The organism is Streptomyces yangpuensis (genome assembly GCF_024666385.1).
GTDB lineage: Bacteria > Actinomycetota > Actinomycetes > Streptomycetales > Streptomycetaceae > Streptomyces > Streptomyces yangpuensis.
This window is the reverse complement of the sequence record NZ_CP102514.1, coordinates 2,731,950-2,748,189: the sequence shown is the minus strand read 5'-3', so window position 1 is coordinate 2,748,189 and position 16,240 is coordinate 2,731,950. Positions and strand designations below refer to the sequence as shown.

The 16,240-nt window shown below is 73.2% G+C and carries 17 protein-coding genes and 1 tRNA gene; 10 read left to right on the top strand and 8 right to left on the bottom strand.

The window, feature by feature from the left end; translation table 11 throughout:
- Positions 1-57: 57 nt before the first annotated feature.
- A complete protein-coding gene (locus NRK68_RS12505; protein ID WP_046774795.1) occupies positions 58-648 on the top strand; it encodes a histidine phosphatase family protein in 591 nt (196 codons plus the stop codon).
- A gap of 739 nt (positions 649-1,387) precedes the next feature.
- On the opposite strand, the gene NRK68_RS12500 is transcribed toward NRK68_RS12505, so the two are convergent.
- The gene (locus NRK68_RS12500) at positions 1,388-2,707 is read right to left on the bottom strand and encodes an NsdA family TPR-like regulatory protein (RefSeq protein ID WP_183065629.1); all 1,320 of its coding nucleotides are present in this window, start codon (positions 2,705-2,707) and stop codon (positions 1,388-1,390) included.
- Between the two features lie 250 nt (positions 2,708-2,957).
- On the opposite strand from NRK68_RS12500, the gene NRK68_RS12495 reads away from it, so the two are divergent.
- Complete coding sequence (locus NRK68_RS12495; RefSeq protein WP_257855792.1) at positions 2,958-3,362, top strand: hypothetical protein; 405 nt, start codon at positions 2,958-2,960, stop codon at positions 3,360-3,362.
- Positions 3,363-3,397: 35 nt separating this feature from the next.
- On the top strand, positions 3,398-4,276 hold the full coding sequence (locus tag NRK68_RS12490) for a spermidine synthase (protein WP_183065506.1): 879 nt from the start codon (positions 3,398-3,400) through the stop codon (positions 4,274-4,276).
- 13 nt (positions 4,277-4,289) lie between these two features.
- Here the strand turns inward: NRK68_RS12490 and NRK68_RS12485 are convergent, their stop codons facing one another.
- Positions 4,290-4,808, bottom strand: coding sequence for a hypothetical protein (locus NRK68_RS12485; RefSeq protein WP_235438638.1), 519 nt, complete (start codon positions 4,806-4,808; stop codon positions 4,290-4,292).
- A gap of 103 nt (positions 4,809-4,911) precedes the next feature.
- On the opposite strand from NRK68_RS12485, the gene NRK68_RS12480 reads away from it, so the two are divergent.
- From NRK68_RS12480 to NRK68_RS12460, 5 genes are all read left to right on the top strand, one after another.
- Positions 4,912-5,601, top strand: a complete 690-nt coding sequence (locus NRK68_RS12480; protein ID WP_030655573.1) for a response regulator transcription factor — start codon at positions 4,912-4,914, stop codon at positions 5,599-5,601.
- 7 nt (positions 5,602-5,608) lie between these two features.
- A complete protein-coding gene (locus tag NRK68_RS12475; RefSeq protein WP_183065504.1) occupies positions 5,609-7,015 on the top strand; it encodes a sensor histidine kinase in 1,407 nt (468 codons plus the stop codon).
- Between the two features lie 52 nt (positions 7,016-7,067).
- Complete coding sequence (locus tag NRK68_RS12470) at positions 7,068-7,232, top strand: DUF5993 family protein (protein WP_167350552.1); 165 nt, start codon at positions 7,068-7,070, stop codon at positions 7,230-7,232.
- Positions 7,233-7,234: 2 nt separating this feature from the next.
- The gene (locus tag NRK68_RS12465; protein ID WP_183065628.1) at positions 7,235-7,885 is read left to right on the top strand and encodes a disulfide bond formation protein B; all 651 of its coding nucleotides are present in this window, start codon (positions 7,235-7,237) and stop codon (positions 7,883-7,885) included.
- 69 nt (positions 7,886-7,954) lie between these two features.
- Entirely contained in the window at positions 7,955-8,617 is a 663-nt protein-coding gene (locus NRK68_RS12460) for an NADPH-dependent F420 reductase (RefSeq protein ID WP_183065503.1), read from the top strand.
- A gap of 206 nt (positions 8,618-8,823) precedes the next feature.
- Here NRK68_RS12460 and NRK68_RS12455 read toward each other — a convergent pair whose 3' ends face one another.
- Positions 8,824-9,324, bottom strand: a complete 501-nt coding sequence (locus tag NRK68_RS12455) for a MarR family winged helix-turn-helix transcriptional regulator (RefSeq protein WP_046774800.1) — start codon at positions 9,322-9,324, stop codon at positions 8,824-8,826.
- 114 nt (positions 9,325-9,438) lie between these two features.
- On the opposite strand from NRK68_RS12455, the gene NRK68_RS12450 reads away from it, so the two are divergent.
- Positions 9,439-10,257: an NAD(P)H-binding protein gene (locus NRK68_RS12450; protein WP_257855791.1), complete on the top strand. Its 819-nt coding sequence runs from the start codon at positions 9,439-9,441 to the stop codon at positions 10,255-10,257.
- 30 nt (positions 10,258-10,287) lie between these two features.
- On the opposite strand, the gene NRK68_RS12445 is transcribed toward NRK68_RS12450, so the two are convergent.
- Genes NRK68_RS12445 through NRK68_RS12430 form a run of 4 tightly spaced genes read right to left on the bottom strand, consistent with a single transcriptional unit; the run spans position 10,288 to position 14,858 of the window.
- Positions 10,288-11,685 carry a GH1 family beta-glucosidase gene (locus tag NRK68_RS12445; RefSeq protein WP_257855790.1) on the bottom strand — a complete coding sequence of 466 codons (1,398 nt, stop codon included), beginning with the start codon at positions 11,683-11,685 and terminating at the stop codon, positions 10,288-10,290.
- Entirely contained in the window at positions 11,682-12,506 is an 825-nt protein-coding gene (locus tag NRK68_RS12440) for a carbohydrate ABC transporter permease (RefSeq protein WP_078906345.1), read from the bottom strand. The genes NRK68_RS12445 and NRK68_RS12440 overlap by 4 nt, the downstream gene beginning before the upstream one ends.
- On the bottom strand, positions 12,503-13,498 hold the full coding sequence (locus tag NRK68_RS12435; RefSeq protein ID WP_183065498.1) for a carbohydrate ABC transporter permease: 996 nt from the start codon (positions 13,496-13,498) through the stop codon (positions 12,503-12,505). Before NRK68_RS12435 ends, NRK68_RS12440 begins: the two co-directional genes overlap by 4 nt.
- A gap of 7 nt (positions 13,499-13,505) precedes the next feature.
- Positions 13,506-14,858 (bottom strand): ABC transporter substrate-binding protein, encoded by a 1,353-nt coding sequence (locus NRK68_RS12430; protein ID WP_183065497.1) that lies wholly within the window; start codon positions 14,856-14,858, stop codon positions 13,506-13,508.
- 107 nt (positions 14,859-14,965) lie between these two features.
- Here NRK68_RS12430 and NRK68_RS12425 point away from each other — a divergent pair, with 107 nt between their 5' ends.
- Positions 14,966-16,009 (top strand): LacI family DNA-binding transcriptional regulator, encoded by a 1,044-nt coding sequence (locus NRK68_RS12425; RefSeq protein WP_257855789.1) that lies wholly within the window; start codon positions 14,966-14,968, stop codon positions 16,007-16,009.
- A gap of 114 nt (positions 16,010-16,123) precedes the next feature.
- Here NRK68_RS12425 and NRK68_RS12420 read toward each other — a convergent pair.
- A tRNA-His gene (locus tag NRK68_RS12420) sits at positions 16,124-16,196 on the bottom strand.
- Between the last annotated feature and the right edge of the window lie 44 nt (positions 16,197-16,240).

Here is a 16,240-nt window from a genome sequence, read left to right as displayed (position 1 = left end):
GCCCGGAGCGTGATGGATGATGGGCGGACGACGAAACGCACCGATCGGGAGATTCGCATGGCCCCCCGCATCCTGCTGGCCCGTCACGGCCAGACGGCGTGGTCCCAGCTCGGCAAGCACACCGGACGCACGGACGTGCCGCTGCTGGAGGAGGGCAAACAGGGCGCGAAGCTGCTCGGCGAACGCCTGGCCCGCGACCCGTGGAAGGGCCTGCCCGGCCTGGAGGTGCGCACCAGCCCGCTGGTCCGCGCGAGCGAGAGCTGCGACCTGGCGGGCTTCGGCGCCCGGGCCGAACCGTGGGACGCGCTGCTGGAGTGGGACTACGGCGAGTACGAGGGCATGACCCCGGCCGAGATCCAGGCGGTCCGGCCGGGCTGGCTGATCTGGCGCGACGGCGTCCCGGGCGGCGAGTCGGTGGCCGACGTCTCGGCGCGTGCCGACGAGGTGGTGGCGTGGGCGCGCTCGGCGGAGCGGGACGTCCTGGTCTTCGCCCACGGACACATCCTGCGCACGCTGGCCGCGCGCTGGCTGGGCTTCGACGCGTCCTTCGGCGCCCGCATCCGGCTGGACCCGACGTCCCTCTCGGTCCTGGGCTGGGCCTACGGCGCCCCGGCCCTGGAACGCTGGAACGACACGGGCCACCTCTGAGCCTTACGGGTCCCCCGCAGGGTTTTGCTCGGCCGATCGTGCCGCTTGGCGTGGTGTGGGTTGGTCGGGGTGCCGGGCATGGGTATCTCCTCGGCTCGGCGCGTGCGGCTCGGCGGTACGGGCCGGTTCCGGGAACTGTGGTGTGGTCCGGGCGGAGCCGTGCCGCGGGGCGGGACACGGGCACGGTGCGGGTGGGTCGGGGTGCCGGGCAGGGGTGTCTCCTCGGCTCGGCGCGTGCTGCTTTGGCCCGGCCAGGCGGCTTTGGTCGCGCCTCGTCCTGCGGGGACACCCCTCCCCGTCCCCCCTCCAGCAGCGCGGGCCGGTTCCGGGAACTGTGGTGTTGTCCGGGCGGAGCCGTGCCGCGGGGCGGGGTACGGGTGTGGTGCGGGTGGGTCGGGGTGCCGGGCAGGGGTGTCTCCTCGGCTCGGCGCGTGCTGCTTTGGCCCGGCCAGGCGGCTTTGGTCGCGCCTCGTCCTGCGGGGACACCCCTCCCCGTCCCCCCTCCGGCGGTACGGGCCGGTGGGGCGGGGACACGGCGGAGTGTCCCCGCAGGACGAGGCGGGACCTGGGCCGACTCGGCACGACGAGGCCGCACGCGCCGAGCCGAGGAGACATTCCGGCGGGGCACCGCCCCACCCTGTGCACTCCTGGCCGGCACATCCAGCCCCGCCGGCGATTGAGGCGCGGGGTCTGGGGCGGAGCCCCAGCACCACCGGCGGAGCCGAGCCCCGGCACACCCCTACGTGGCGGCGTGGCGGGTCAGGAACGTGCTCACCCGGGGCGACCGCTGGTGGGGGACAAGGGTCGCGGCCGTCTCCGCGAGCATCGACCGGACCCGCGTCGACTGGACCTCGGCCAGCAGGTCCAGCACCCGCCCACCCGCCCACGCCGCCTCGTCGGGCGCATCGGCCCGCGCCAGGTCACCGGCCAGCTCGGCGGTGTAGAGCGCCACGTTCCGCGCGAAGTGCGGATCCTGGAGGTCGGCCGCCCGCCGCGCGTGCCGCGCGGCCCGGGCGTGCTCGCCGAGCGCCGACCAGCACCGCGCCTCCAGCGACTCCAGCTCGGCCTCGCCGAAGAAGGACATCCACTCCGGGTCGGCCTCCGCGGGCCCCCGCGAGAACTCCCGGTGGGCCCGCGCCAGCGATTCCTCGCAGGTCTTGCGGTCGTCGAGCCCCGCCCACCCGCCGGCCTCCCGCAGCGCGAGCAGCGACAGCAGCCGGGGCGAGCCGAGGGAGGCGGCGGCGCGCCGGCCCGCCTGGGCCGCCCGTACGGCCTCGCGCGCGCGGCCGGTGTCCCGGGCCAGGAAGGACAAGTTGCTGAAGGCGTGGGCCTCCAGGCCTGCGTCCCGTGCCACCCGGGCCGTGGCCAACGCCTCCGCGTAGTGCGAGCGGGCGTCGTCGAAACGGCCGGAGTCGTGGGCCAGCCAGCCGACGGAGACGGCCAGTTCGCCGGCGCCCGAGTGCAGCCTGTCCTCGGTGGACTGCCGCGTCGCCCCGGCGTCGAGCAGGGCGTAGGCGGTGCGCAGGGGTTCGGAGGCCCTGCGGTAGAGGGCGTCCGCCCCGTGCCGGTCGTCGAGCAGCCGGATCCGGCGTACGGCGTCCTCGACGGCGGCGGCCTCGGACTCGCCGGCGCGGGCGGGCAGCCGGCGGGTGTCGCCGAGCAGGGTGAGGCTGAGCGTCGCGGCCGCCACGGTCGCGGAGCCGCCCGCCATGAACGCGCGACGCAGCACGTCGCTCTCCTTGGCACTGGAAGGGGAACAGGGGACGGGGACCGGGTGCGGGCCGCGCTGCGCCGAGCGGCCGCGGACGGCCTCGCGGGGGGAGAAGCCCAGGTCGGCCAGGGTGCGGCCGGGGAACATGTGGAGGAAGACCCGCTCGTAGGCGTAGTTGGGGCAGCGGATCTCGCCGGACTCGACCCGGCCGATGTAGCGCGCGTCGCAGGAAACCGTTTCTCCGATTTCCTTCGCCGACCTGCGTACCAGGGCCGCGAATTCGGCGGGGGAGAGCTGCCCGCGCAGCCGCCTGAACGTGGAGTTGGGTGAGTGGGGGAACGCCGCCATGGACGTGACCTCTCTGGCGAGGAGCGCAGCGCCGGTGCGGGGGATGGTGCGGTGGGGCCCGGCGCGCATGAACGTACCCCCAGCGACGGGGTGTTCACGCGATGTTTAGCTACAAAACGGATATCTCACCCGCGATCCGCCATGAACTGCCATCCTTTGCGGCGTCTTGGTGCCGCACCCGTTGACGTTCCCGTGCGTTGAACCCATGCGGAGACGGATCGAGGAGGGGTTCCCTGTGGTGGAGGCCGGCATGGAGAGCACTGGAACGAGCACCGCGCCCGAGGCCGGTGTCGCGGCCCCGGATCTGGACCTGGTGACCGTGCCCGCGCGGCAGGGGCTGGAGGCGGTGGACATCATCCGCCGGTCCGCCGACCGGTCCGGCCCGGTGGGGCCCGTCCTGCACGACGGATCGGGTGGCACCCTCGGCTTCCTCGTACCGCCCGGCACCGCCGACGCCTGGGACCTCCCGGGCAGTGCGTGTACGCAGACCAACGGGCGGGGGATGCGCTTCGGCGACGCCGTCTCGCCGACCGCGGGCGCCACGGGCTGGCTGCTCCCGCCGGAGGCCGTCGGGCCGGTCACCGATCCCGAGGTGCTGCGCGCGGCGCTGGGCGAGGCGGCCCGGCTGATCGAGGCCGCGGACAACTGCCGCTGACCGATCCCCGGCCGGCCGCCCCGCACAATGGGGTGGTGGCGGGCAAGGACAGGAACAAGGGCAGGCAGCGCGGCCGGGGCGGCGCGGAGGCGGTCGTCGGGCAGGTGGACGGCGGCCTGGCGGAGCTGGAGCCGGACCGGGAGCGGCCGGGCGCCTGGACCCTGCTGATCGACGGTGCCCCGCAGTCGCATGTGGATCTGGGCGATCCCGCGTACCTGGACTTCGCGTACCAGCGGCGGATCGGTCACCTCATCGATCTCGCCGCGCCGGCCCGCCGGCCGCTGAACGTGGTGCACCTGGGCGGTGGCGCCTTCACCCTCGCCCGCTACACCGCGGCGTCCCGTCCCCGTTCCGCCCAGCAGGTCGTGGAGATCGACGCCGCCCTGGTGGCCTTCGTACGGGAGCACCTGCCGCTGGATCCGCAGGCGCGGGTCCGGGTGCGGGCGGTCGACGCGCGGGCCGGTCTGGCGAAGGTGCCGGACGGCTGGGCGGACCTGGTGATCGCGGACGTGTTCAGCGGGGCGCGCACTCCGGCGCACCTGACGAGCACGGAGTTCCTGGACGACGTACGCCGGGCCCTGGCGCCCACCGGGTGGTACGTGGCGAACCTCGCGGACGGGCCGCCGCTGACCCATCTGCGCGGCCAGATCGCGACGGCGGCGTCCCGGTTCACGGAGCTGGCGCTGGCCGCGGACCCGGTGGTGTGGCGAGGGAAACGTTTCGGCAATGCGGTACTGGTGGCCGCCGACCACGAGCTGCCCGTCGCGGAGTTCACCCGCCGGGTCGCGAGCGACCCGCATCCGGGCCGCGTCGAGCACGGCCGGGCACTGGCCGACTTCGCGGGCGGGGCGACCCCGGTCGCCGACGCCTCCGCGGTGGCCTCGCCCCAGCCGCCGCCGTCCGTGTTCCGGTAACCGGCGGGTCGCCTCAGGGGTCGACGATCTCCACCATCGGCGGGTGGTCGTGCCAGGTGCAGAACACCGACACCTCGCGGCCGTCCCGGGTGAAGGTGACCCGGATCCAGAAATCCTGCTTCCACACCTGCATCCGCCAGCCCGCCGCCGGTGTCGCCGTGACCAGCTCGGCCGAGGAGGCACCGAGGGAGAAGACGACCCGGCCGCCGGAGACCGGATAGGCCTGCACCTTCCCCGAGTCCTGGCCGTCCGGCTGCTGCGGCCCGCGCGGGGAGGCCGCAGGAGTCTGCGACGGCTTGCCGGCGGAGGCGTCCGGGGCCGGCGACGTGGTCGGGCCGGGCGACGGGGAGGCCGAGGCGGACGGGGACTGCGACGGCGAGCCCGAGGGCTGCGCGCTCCGGGTCGAGGAGGAGAGCGGCTGGCCGGCCAGGGGCACCGCGAGCGGCCGGTCGTAGGCCGTGCCCGACATGACGGTGTGGACGCCCCACCAGCACAGCGTCACCGCCGCCCCGGTCGCGAGCATCCACGCCATGGCATGAACAAGTCCTCTTTGCATCAAGGCACATACTGCACCACGCGCCACTGGAGTGGCCCGACACCCCGCTCGGTCGCCCGGATGGACTACGGTGCCGCCCATGGCAAGTGTGCTCGTGGTCGAGGACGACCAGTTCGTACGTTCCGCCCTCATCCGGCACCTGACGGAGGCCTCGCACACCGTGCGGAGCGTCGGAACGGCCCTGGAGGCACTGCGCGAGGTCGCGCACCACCGCTTCGACGTGGTGATCCTCGACCTCGGGCTGCCCGACCTGGACGGGTCGGAGGCGCTCAAGATGCTGCGCGGCATCACCGACGTGCCCGTGATCATCGCCACCGCGCGCGACGACGAGGCCGAGATCGTCCGGCTGCTCAACGACGGCGCCGACGACTACCTGACCAAACCTTTCTCCGTCGAACACCTCTCCGCCCGGATGGCCGCCGTCCTGCGCCGCGCCCGGGCCGCCGCCGGAGCCGAACCGCCCTCGCGCGTCCTGCGCGTCGGGGGCCTCGCCATCGATCCGCTGCGCCGCCAGGCCGAACTCGACGGGGCGGTACTGGACCTCACCCGCCGGGAGTTCGACCTGCTGGCCTTCCTCGCCGGGCGCCCCGGAGTCGTCGTGGCCCGGCGCGAACTGCTCGCCGAGGTCTGGCAGCAGTCGTACGGCGACGACCAGACCATCGACGTCCACCTGTCCTGGCTGCGCCGCAAACTCGGCGAGACCGCCGCCAGGCCCCGGTATCTGCACACCCTGCGCGGGGTCGGCGTGAAGCTGGAGCCGCCGCAGTGATGCAGCGATGAGATGGGCCCTGGTCAAGGTGTGCCTCGCGGTCACGGCCATGGTGGTCGTGGCCTTCGCCGTACCCCTCGGGCTCGTCGTCCAGGAGATGGCCAGCGACCGGGCCTTCTCCAACGCCGAACGGCAGGCCGCCACCATCGGGCCGACGCTGTCGATCACCACCGACCCGGGGCAGCTGAGCAAGGCCGTGGAGTCCACGCAGATGGGCGCCGCGCAGCGGATGGCCGTCCACGTGCCCGCGGTCGACGGCGGCGCGCCGGTGAGCATCGGCGAGGGCCGGGCCGGGGAACGCGCCGTCGCGGAGACCCGCCGGATGGGGCGCGCCACCACGGCCTCGCTGACGGGCGGCGGCTCGGCGCTGCTCCAGCCGATCGCGCTGGGATCCGGCGACATCGCCGTGGTGGAGATCTTCGTACCGGAGAGCGAGGTCAGCAACGGCGTCGCGACCGCCTGGCTGGTGCTCGCGGGCGTCGGACTGGCCCTGATCGTCGGCTCGGTCGCGGTCGCCGACCGGCTCGGTGCCCGGCTGGTCCGGCCGGCCGAACGGCTCGCGGACGCCGCGCACCAGCTGGGCGAGGGGCGGCTCGGGGCCCGCGTACCGGAGGCCGGGCCCAAGGAACTGCGCTCGGCGGCCGTCGCGTTCAACTCCATGGCCGACCAGGTGGTCGAGCTCCTCGCCAACGAGCGGGAACTGGCCGCAGACCTCTCGCACCGGCTGCGCACCCCGCTGACCGTGCTCCGGCTCAACACCGCCTCCCTCGGCGACGGCCCCGCCGCCGAGCAGACCCGGGCGGCGGTGGAGCAGCTGGAACGCGAGGTCGACACCATCATCCGCACGGCCCGGGAACAGCGCCCTGCCGCAGGCATGGCCGGGGCGGGAGCGGGGGCGGGCTGCGACGCCTCCGAGGTGATCCGCGACCGGATGGACTTCTGGTCGGCGCTCGCGGAGGACGAAGGCCGCGAGGTACGGCTCGCGGGTGTGGACCGCACCGTACGGATCCCCGTGGCGCGGCCCGAACTCGCCGCGGCCCTCGACGCCATGCTCGGCAACGTCTTCCGGCACACCCCCGAGGGCACCCCCTTCGCGGTGGACGTCCACGACGCGGGCGACGCGGTGATCGTGCTCGTCTCGGACGCCGGCCCCGGCATCTCCGACCCGGACGCCGCCCTGCGCCGCGGCAACGACGGCGGCCGGGACGGGTCCACGGGGCTCGGCCTGGACATCGTGCGCCGGGTCGCGGAGTCGACGGGCGGCGACGTCCGGCTGGGGCGTTCGGTGCTCGGCGGCACCGAGGTCCGCGTGTGGATCTGCCTGGACGGGCGGAGCGCGGGCGGCCCGGGCGCGGGGCGGCCGGGCCGCGGCCGACGCGGCAACCGACGTAACCGGGGGCGCGCCACGCCGTGAGCGGGGGCGCGCCTAGCAGGCGGGATGTCCTCGTCTCGGTACGGTCCGCGGCATGGACACCCTCATCTTCGGCGGGCTCCTCGCCACGCTGATCGCCATGTACCGGGAGACGTCCCGGATGGTCGTGCTCGGGGCGTGGTGGGTCATGCTCATCGCCGTCACCCTGCTGATGGCACACCACATCACCGGCGGCCTGGCCCTGACGCTGAGCTGGTGACCATGGCCACGATCGAGAGCCTCCTGCCGGAGAGCACGCCCGAGGCCGCGCAGCCGGGCAAGGTCCAGTACTGGTTCGCGTGCCTCTTCACCGTCGGCTGGGCGGGCGTGGCGTCCGGCGGCCTCCTCCAGCAGTACGCGCGAGGGGAGCACCCGTGCCCGCTGTGCGTCGTGCAGCGGATGTTCATGCTGCTGGCGGCGCTGGGCGCGGCGTACATCATCCGTACGGCGCTGCTGCGCGGCTCCGTGACGGGCCGCCACTACATGACGGGCTGGGGCCTGGCGCTGGTCGCGGCGACCGGGGGCTCCTTCGCGGCCTGGCGGCAGACGACGCTGCACATCCTGCCGGGTGCCAAGGGGTACGGGGGTGAGGTGTTCGGCCTGCACCTGTACGTGTGGGCGCTGATCCTCTTCCAGGTCTCGGTGGTCGCCGTCGGGGTCCTCCTGGCCTGCTCGCACACGACGGCGGACCGCGGCGTACCGGCGACCGGGCCGGGGCCGCTGCGGGCGGCGGGGCTGTTCGCGCTGTGGTTCCTGGGCCTGGTCATCGCCGTGAGCATGGTGGCGGTCTTCCTGGACGAGGGCTTCCACTGGTTCCTGCCGGACGCACCGAAGAGGTATCGCTTCTTCCACGACGCCGGGATCCTGGACTGAGGCACGACGAGGAGGGCCGGCCGACCTGCCCGGCCCGCGGCCCTTCGCACCGACCGTGAGGAAGCACCGATGCGCTACGCAGTCCTCGGCACCGGGATCGTCGGCCGTACGGTGGCCGCCCGGCTCGAATCCCTGGGCCACCGGGTCGTCATCGGGACCCGGGACCCCGGCGCCACCCTGGGCCGGCCCGAGTACGCGGACTGGCAGGAGGTCCACCCGGGTGTGTCCCTGGCGGGTTTCGCCGAGGCCGCGCGGGACGGCGAGGTCCTGGTCAACGCCACCGGCGGGCAGTTCAGCATCGCCGCGCTGACGGAGGCGGACGCCGCACACCTGGACGGCAAGGTCCTGATCGACATCGCGAACCCGCTGGACTTCTCGGCCGGCTTCCCGCCGGGCCTGGACCCGGTGGACGACGACAGCCTGGGCGAGCTGATCCAGCGGACGTTCCCGGGGCTGCGCGTGGTGAAGACGCTGAACACGATGAACTGCCAGATCATGGTCGACCCGGCGCGCGTCGCCGGCGAGCACCACGTGTTCGTCTCGGGCGAGGACGCGGAAGCGAAGAAGCTGGTGCGCGAGCTGCTGCACTCCTTCGGATGGCCGCAGGAGAGCGTCCTCGACCTCGGCGGCATCGAGACGGCCCGGGGCACGGAGATGCTGCTCCCGCTCTGGCTCCGGCTGATGAGCGCCCTCGGGCACACGGACTTCAACGTCCACATCCAGGGCGCCTGACACCCCGACCCGGACGGGCTTCGGGCTTCGGGCTTCGGCGAAGTGGATTCCGGCGGCCGGGTCCTCGCCGCGGACGGGGGCGTGGGCTGGGAGACGGACAGCCTCCGACCGCACGCCGACCCTCCCGTTTCTCCGGCGCGTGCCGTTGCCCGTTGCCCGGGGCCGTGGTGCCGGAAGGGCCCTTCGGAAGCCCTCCCGCGGTGGGTTCAGCCGGGCTCGCCCGAGGTCAGCCGCTCGGCCTGGGCCCGCCCCACCTCGGCGGCGCGGTGCAGGTAGTCGGCGATGACGGCGAGTTCGGAGTCGGAGTAGCTCTCCAGTACCGCACCGAAGGCGCGGCCCGGGGTCTCCCATGCCGCACCGATGCGCTCGCGGGCCTCGGGGGAGAGGGAGACGAGGGAGCGGCGGCGGTCGTTCGGGTCGGTCTGCCGCGCGACGATGCCCGCTTTGACCAGCCGGTCGACGAGGCGGGTGGCCGAGCCGGAGGTCAGGCCGGTGAGGCGGGCGATGTCGCCTGTGCTGACGGGGCCGGACTCCATGTCGAGGAGCGCGACGCACTGCATGTCGGTGGGGTGCAGGCCGACCGAGTCGGCCATGGCCTGGTTGAAGAGCGAGTAGTCGGCGTAGTGCCGCTGGCTCTCGGTGACGATGCGCGCGAGAAGTTCGGCGCGGCTCCACTCATCACCCGTACGGGGGGAATCGGTTGACATCGGATTCTCCGTGCTCCAAATTTATCTGTGTGACGCAGAGTATGTGTAGTGCAGAATCTGTGTCGCGTAGTCATCCTAGCGTCAGTCCACACCACTCAAGAATGAGGACCAGTCATGTCCATTCTCGTGACCGGCGGCCGTGGCGCCGTCGCCCGCGGTCTCGCCGGCCTCCTCGCGGCCCGCGGCATCCCGTACCGCCTCGGCTCCCGGGAGCGGGGCACCCCCGATGCCGTCCACTGCGACCTCGGCGATCCCGCGACGCATCCCGACGCCCTCGCCGGTATCCGCTCCGTTTTCCTCTACGCGGAGGCGTCCGGCATCGAGGCCTTCGTGAAGGAGGCCGTGGCCGCCGGAGTGGAGCACGTCGTGCTCCTGTCCTCCTCCTCGGTGCTCGCCCCGGGCGCCGCCGGCAGCCCGCTGTCGGCCTCGCACCTCGTGGTCGAGCAGGCCCTCTCGGCCTCCCCGCTGCGCACCACCCTGCTGCGGCCGGGGTCCTTCGCGGGCAACGCCCGGAGCTGGGCCCGGCCGCTGAGGTCGGGCCGGCCGGTCCGCCTGCCCCACCCCGGCGCCTACGGCGACCCCGTGCACGAGACCGACCTCGCCGAGGCGGCCCTCGCCGTCCTCACCGATCCGGCCCTGGCCGGCCGCGCGTACACGCTGACCGGCCCGCAGGCGCTGACCTTCGCGGCCCAGCTCTCGATACTGGGCGATGTCCTCGGCCGGTCCATACCCTTCGAGGCCGTCTCGGCCGAGGAGTGGAAGGCCGAGGTCGACGGCCACGTCCCCGGCCCCTACGCCGACGCGCTCCTGGAGTACTGGGCGTCCACCGACGGTCTCCCGGTCGAGATCACCGGCGCCGTCGAGCAGCTCACCGGCCACCCGGCCCGCACCTTCCGGACCTGGGCCGAGGACCACGCCGACGTCTTCGCCTGACCTTGCCGGCAGGCCGGCTTCATGGCCCTTCTACAGGGCCCCCTCCAGGACCCCCTTCCGGGCCAGGCGGGCGTACCAGTGGGCGCTGGAACGCGGCGTGCGGACCTGGGTGTCGTAGTCGACGTGCACGATGCCGAAGCGCTTGCTGTACCCGTAGGACCACTCGAAGTTGTCCAGCAGCGACCAGAGGAAGTAGCCGCCCACCGGGGCGCCGTCCGCCAGCGCGCGGTGGATGGTGGCGAGGTGGGCCTGCAGGTAGCCGATCCGCTGCGGGTCGTGCAGGTCCGGGGCGTAGGCCGCGCCGTTCTCGGTGACCATCAGCGGCAGGCCGGGGGCCTCGCGGGTGAAGCGCATCAGCAGGTCGTACAGGCCGGTCGGGTCGATCGACCAGCCCATGTCCGTCTGTTCCCCGGGCGGCTGGTGGAAGGCCACCGTGTCCGCGGCGGGCCAGGGGGAGTGGGACGTGGCGCCGTGGCCGTCGGCGCGCGGGCCGTTCCCGTCCGGGGCCGCCGACACCACCGCCGGCGTGTAGTAGTTCACGCCGAGGAAGTCCAGCGGCTGGCGGATCAGCGCCTCGTCGCCGGTGCGGACGAACGACCAGTCCGTCAGGGACGCGGTGTCCGCGAGCAGGTCCTGCGGGTAGGCGCCGTTCAGCAGCGGCCCGGTGAAGATCCGGTTGGCCAGTGCGTCGATACGGCGAGCGGCGTCCAGGTCGGCTGCCGAACCGGTCAGCGGGCGTACCGCGCTGGGGTTGAGGGCGATGCCCACCCGGGTCCCGGCCGGGAGGGCCGCCGCGGCCAGGCCGTGGGCCAGGTTCAGGTGGTGGGCCGCGCGCAGCGAGTCGGCGGGGGAGGTACGGCCGGGGGCGTGCACGCCGGAGGCGTAGCCGAGGAAGGCGCTGCACCAGGGCTCGTTGAGGGTGGTCCAGAGCTCCACGCGGTCGGCGAGCACGTCCGCGACCTGCTGGGCGTACTGGGCGAAGGCGTAGGCCGTCTCCCGCTCGGGCCAGCCGCCGGCGTCCTCCAGCTCCTGCGGGAGGTCCCAGTGGTAGAGGGTTACGCAGGGCCGGATGCCTTGCGCGAGCAGTTCGTCGACGAGCTCGTCGTAGAAGCCGATCCCGCCGGCCAGGACGCGCGGCCAGGACACCGAGAACCGGTAGGCCCCGAGCCCCAGTTCGGACATGAGGCCGACGTCCTCGCGCCACAGCCGGTGGTGGTCGACCGCGACGTCGCCGGTGTGGCCGCCGTACACCTTGCCCGGGGTGCGGCAGAAGGTGTCCCAGATGGACGGCCCGCGCAGGGCGGCCGCGCCCTCGATCTGGAAGGCCGCCGTGGCCGTGCCCCACAGGAACCCGTCGGGGAAACGGAGTTCCCCGCCCGGATCCGTCACGTTCGACGCGTGAGTCGTGTGCGTCGGGGTGTCAGTCATCCCTTTACCGCTCCCTGCATGATGCCGCCGACGATCTGGCGGCCGAAGACGAGAAACACCAGCAGCAGCGGGAGCGTGCCCAGGAGCGCACCCGCCATGATCACCGACTGGTCGGGGATGTATCCCCGGCCCAGTCCGGTCAGGGCCACCTGGACCGTCGGGCTGCCGTTCTGGGTCAGCGCGACGATCGGCCAGAAGAAGTCGTTCCAGGACATGACGAAGGTCAGCATCCCCAGCACCGCCATCGCCGGCCGGGCCGCCGGGAAGACCACGTGCCACATGACCCGCAGGGAGCTCGCCCCGTCCGTGCGGGCGGCCTCCACCAGTTCCGTCGGCAGCGCGTGCACCAGGTACTGGCGCATGAAGAACACCCCGAAGGCGCACACCAGGGAGGGCAGGACCACCGACTGGAGCCGGTCGGTCCACGACAGCTTCGCGATCAGCATGTACAGCGGCACCACGCTCAGCTGCGGCGGGATCAGCATCGTCCCCACCACCAGCGCCATCAGCATCCGGCGCCCGCGGAACCGCAGTTTGGCGAAGGCGAAGCCCGCCAGGGTGGAGAAGAGGACCGTCCCGACGGTGACGGTGCCCGCCACGATCACCGTGTTCAGCAGGGCCGTGCCCATGTTGGCGTCGGTCCAGGCGATCTGCAGGTTGCGTCCCAGGTTCCCGCCGAACCAGAACGGCGGCGGGGTCTGGGCCAGGCGCGTATTGGTGCGGGACGCCGCGATCGCCGTCCACACCAGCGGAAAGAGCGACCCGGCGGTGAAGAGGCCGAGCGCCAGATAGGTGAGCCGGCCCGCGCGCAGTGATCTCATCGCGCATCCCCCCGTCCGCGCAGCAGCCGCGCCGCCCCGGCGATCAGCAGCAGGATCAGGAACATCGCCCAGGCGATCGCCGAGGCCCGCCCCAGGTGCAGGTTCACCCAGCCCTGCTCGTACAGGTACAGCCCGAGCGTCTGGAACTGGTGGTCCGAGCCGCCCGTGGCGCCCGCCCCGCCGTTGAACAGCAGCGGTTCACCGAACAGCTGGGTCGCCCCGATCGTCGACACCACGCACGTGAAGAGGATCGTCGGCCGCAGCGAGGGCACCGTGACGTGGAGGAACTGCTGCCAGCGCGAGGCCCCGTCCAGCGCGGCCGACTCGTACAGTTCGCCCGGTACGGCCTGCATGGCCGCCAGGTAGATCAGCGCGTTGTAGCCGGTCCACCGCCAGATCACGATGGTGGAGACCGCCAACTGGGAGGCGAAGGTGCCGTTCTGCCAGTCCACCGCCCCCAGGCCGACCGCCGAGAGCAGCCAGTTGATCATCCCGTAGTCCCGGCCGAAGAGCAGCACGAAGACGAGCGTGGCCGCCGCCACCGAAGTGGCGTACGGGGTGAGCACGGCGACCCGGAAGAACGCCGAACCCCGCAGCCGGTAGTTGAGCAGATGGGCCACGCCCAGCGCGATCGCCAGCTGCGGGACCGTCGAGAGCAGCCCGATGGTGACGGTGTTGCGCAGCGCGTTCCAGAAGAACTCGTCGTCCCACAGCCGGGTGAAGTTCCGCAGGCCCACCCACGTCATGCTGTCCGGATCGGTCAGCTCCACCTGATGCAGCGCCGCCCAGCCCGTGTAGAGCAGCGGGAACAGCCCGAAGGCGGCGAAGAACAGGAAGAAGGGCGCCACGAAGGCGTACGGGCTCCAGCGCAGGTCCCAGCGGTAGCGGCGCGAGCGCCACACCTGGCCCCGCCGGCCGCGGCCGCCCCCCTCCGCCGCCGGCCGCTCGGGGGCGGCGGCGGAGGGGGACAGGAGAGCCGTCTCGTCCGTCACCGGCGCCTCACTGGTCCAGGGCGTTGTCGATGGCCTTCACCGCGGCCTCCCAGCCCTCCTGCGGGCTCCGGCCCTTCTGGTCGACCTGGAGCATCCCGATGTCCGACAGGTTCTGGGAGATCACCAGGTCCTTCGGGCCGACCGCGGCCACCGGCACGCCCTGGGCCGCCTTGGAGAAGATCTCACCGATCGGCGCCCCGCCGAAGTACGCGTGCTTCGCCCCCGACACCGTCGGCAGCTTGTAGGCGGCGCTCGCGCTCGGGAAGCTGCCCCGCTTCTCGAAGAGTTTCGCCTGCTGCTCCGGAGCCGTCAGCCAGGCCGCCAGCTTCGCCGCCTCCTCGGCGCGCTTGCCCGCCTTCGGGACCACCAGGAAGGAGCCGCCCCAGTTGCTGGGCTTCGGCGCCTGGGCCACGTCCCACTTGTCCTTGCCCGACGGACCCGCCTTGTCCTGGATGTAGCCGAGCATCCAGGCCGGGCAGGAGACCGTCGCGAAGGCGCCGTTGGCGAAGCCCTGGTCCCAGCCCGGGGTGAACTGCTGCAGCTTGGCGCTGAGCCCCTCGGTGGCGAAGGACGCGGCCAGGTCGAAGGCCCCGCGCACCGCCGGATTGGTCTTGTAGACGACCTTGCCCTGCTCGTCGTAGAACCGCTGCGCGCTGCTGCCCGTGACCGCTGCCATGACACCGGACGCCGAGTCGACGAAGGCCTTGCCGTCGCCGGCCTTCGCCTTGTACGCCTTGCCCGTCTCCAGGTACTTGTTCCAGTCGCCCGCCCACAGCGCGCCGACGGCCTCCCGGTCGGTCGGCAGCCCGGCCGCCTCGAACAGGTCCTTGCGGTAGCAGATGCCCTGCGGGCCGATGTCGGTGCCGAGGCCGACCGTGGCCCCGCCCTTCGCGGCGGGGGCCGTGCCCTGGGCCCACTTCCACGGCAGGTACGCGGCCTTGTCCACGCCCGGCGCCTTGCCCAGGTCCACCAGCTTGTCGGCCTGGGTCGCGGTGATCTCGGCGATGTTGTTGACCTCGACGGCCTGGATGTCGGCGAGCCCGCTGCCCGTCCCCAGGTGCGTCAGGAGCTGGGGGTAGTAGTTCTCGTTCCGCTCGATGGAGGTCTGCTCGATGCGGATCGAGGGGTTCTTCGCCATGTACTCGTCGTAGAGCCCGGCCTCCTGGAGGCCGAAGGCTCCGAAGACGCCCACGGTCAGGGTGGTCCGGCCCTTTCCGTCGGCCGAGGAGGAACCCGGCTCCGGGGCGGCGTCGGGGTCCTGCGCGCACCCTCCGAGCAGCAGCGCGGCGGCGCCCATCGTGGCGACCGCCGTGGCGAGGGTTCTTCGGGCTCGTGCTCGGGCCGGGGACTGGGCTCGCATGGGTTCCTCCCTGAAGGGGTGGGGCGACAACGTGGGGGTGTCGTGTGACACAGTGTGGGAGCGCTCCCACAGTAGTCAAGGGGTAGATTCACAACCGGGAGGAAGCCATGAACGGGCACGGGCGCAGTGGGGGACGGCCGACGCTGGAAGAGGTGGCGGCGCGCGCCGGAGTCGGGCGCGGCACGGTGTCCCGGGTGATCAACGGGTCCTCCAAGGTCAGCGAGCAGACGAAGGCCGCGGTCGAGGCGGCCGTGACCGAGCTGGGGTACGTACCGAACCGCGCGGCGCGCGCCCTCGCGGCCAACCGCAACGACGCCATCGCGCTGGTGATCCCGGAGCCCGAGGCCCGGTTCTTCGCCGAGCCGTACTTCTCCGAAGTGGTCCGCGGGGTCGGGGCCGCCCTCGCGGAGACCGACATCCAGCTCGTCCTCACCCTGGCCGGCAGCGACCGCGAGCGCCGCCGCCTCGCGCAGTACCTGTCCGGGCACCGGGTCGACGGTGTGCTGCTGGTCTCCGTCCACGCCGGCGACCCGCTCCCGGAGCTGCTGGTCGAGCTCGGCATCCCGACCGTGATCAGCGGCCGCCGGTCCGCCGCCGAGACGCTGCCCTGTGTGGACTCCGACAACCTGGAGGGCGCCGCCGAGGCTGTGCGCCACCTGCTCGGCCGGGGCCGCCGGACGATCGCCACGATCACCGGCCCGCTGGACGTGTACGGAGCCAGCTGCCGGCTCGACGGCTACCGGCAGGCCCTGGCCGCCGCGGGCCGCCCCGTGGACGAGCGGCTCGTCGCGGTCGCCGACTTCACCGAGGAGGGCGGCCGCCGGGCCATGCGCGAGCTGCTGGAGCGCAGCCCCGCGCTCGACGCGGTCTTCGCCTCCTCGGACGTCATGGCGGCGGGCGCCCGGCTGGAGCTGCGCGCGGCCGGCCGCCGGATCCCGCACGACGTGGCGCTGGTCGGCTTCGACGACTCGGTGGTGGCCCGGCACATGGACCCGCCGCTGACCAGCGTCCGCCAGCCCATCGAGGAGATGGGCCGGACCATGGCGAGGATGCTGCTGGAGCGCGTCTCGGGAGGGCGGGGGAGCGCCACCGGCGCGGGAGGGCCCTCGGTGGTCCTGCAGAACAGACTGGTGGTCCGGGAGTCGTCCTGACCGCCCCGGAGCTCGTCCTGACCGCCCCGCCCCCCCCCGAAAGCGCGGGGACACCTCGTGCGGGGACACGCAGAAGGCCCCGGTCCGCTTCCGCGTACCGGGGCCTTCCCGCAGGGTGAGTGACGGGACTTGAACCCGCGGCCACCTGGACCACAACCAGGTGCTCTACCAACTGAGCTACACCCACCATGTCCGGTCGGAGAACCGACCGGCCGAAGAAAAGGGTACAGG

Excerpts from the sequence above, each read along its gene's own strand:
- NRK68_RS12485 (WP_235438638.1), bottom strand. The coding sequence starts at position 4,808 with ATGGCGTGGATGCTCGCGACCGGGGCGGCGGTGACGCTGTGCTGGTGG.
- NRK68_RS12470 (WP_167350552.1), top strand. The coding sequence starts at position 7,068 with ATGGACACCCTCATCTTCGGCGGGCTCCTCGCCACGCTGATCGCCATG.
- NRK68_RS12440 (WP_078906345.1), bottom strand. The coding sequence starts at position 12,506 with ATGAGATCACTGCGCGCGGGCCGGCTCACCTATCTGGCGCTCGGCCTC.
- NRK68_RS12445 (WP_257855790.1), bottom strand. The coding sequence starts at position 11,685 with ATGACTGACACCCCGACGCACACGACTCACGCGTCGAACGTGACGGAT.
- NRK68_RS12475 (WP_183065504.1), top strand. The coding sequence starts at position 5,609 with ATGAGATGGGCCCTGGTCAAGGTGTGCCTCGCGGTCACGGCCATGGTG.
- NRK68_RS12480 (WP_030655573.1), top strand. The coding sequence starts at position 4,912 with ATGGCAAGTGTGCTCGTGGTCGAGGACGACCAGTTCGTACGTTCCGCC.
- NRK68_RS12505 (WP_046774795.1), top strand. The coding sequence starts at position 58 with ATGGCCCCCCGCATCCTGCTGGCCCGTCACGGCCAGACGGCGTGGTCC.
- NRK68_RS12460 (WP_183065503.1), top strand. The coding sequence starts at position 7,955 with ATGCGCTACGCAGTCCTCGGCACCGGGATCGTCGGCCGTACGGTGGCC.
- NRK68_RS12465 (WP_183065628.1), top strand. The coding sequence starts at position 7,235 with ATGGCCACGATCGAGAGCCTCCTGCCGGAGAGCACGCCCGAGGCCGCG.
- NRK68_RS12425 (WP_257855789.1), top strand. The coding sequence starts at position 14,966 with ATGAACGGGCACGGGCGCAGTGGGGGACGGCCGACGCTGGAAGAGGTG.
- NRK68_RS12430 (WP_183065497.1), bottom strand. The coding sequence starts at position 14,858 with ATGCGAGCCCAGTCCCCGGCCCGAGCACGAGCCCGAAGAACCCTCGCC.
- NRK68_RS12450 (WP_257855791.1), top strand. The coding sequence starts at position 9,439 with ATGTCCATTCTCGTGACCGGCGGCCGTGGCGCCGTCGCCCGCGGTCTC.
- NRK68_RS12495 (WP_257855792.1), top strand. The coding sequence starts at position 2,958 with ATGGAGAGCACTGGAACGAGCACCGCGCCCGAGGCCGGTGTCGCGGCC.
- NRK68_RS12455 (WP_046774800.1), bottom strand. The coding sequence starts at position 9,324 with ATGTCAACCGATTCCCCCCGTACGGGTGATGAGTGGAGCCGCGCCGAA.
- NRK68_RS12500 (WP_183065629.1), bottom strand. The coding sequence starts at position 2,707 with ATGGCGGCGTTCCCCCACTCACCCAACTCCACGTTCAGGCGGCTGCGC.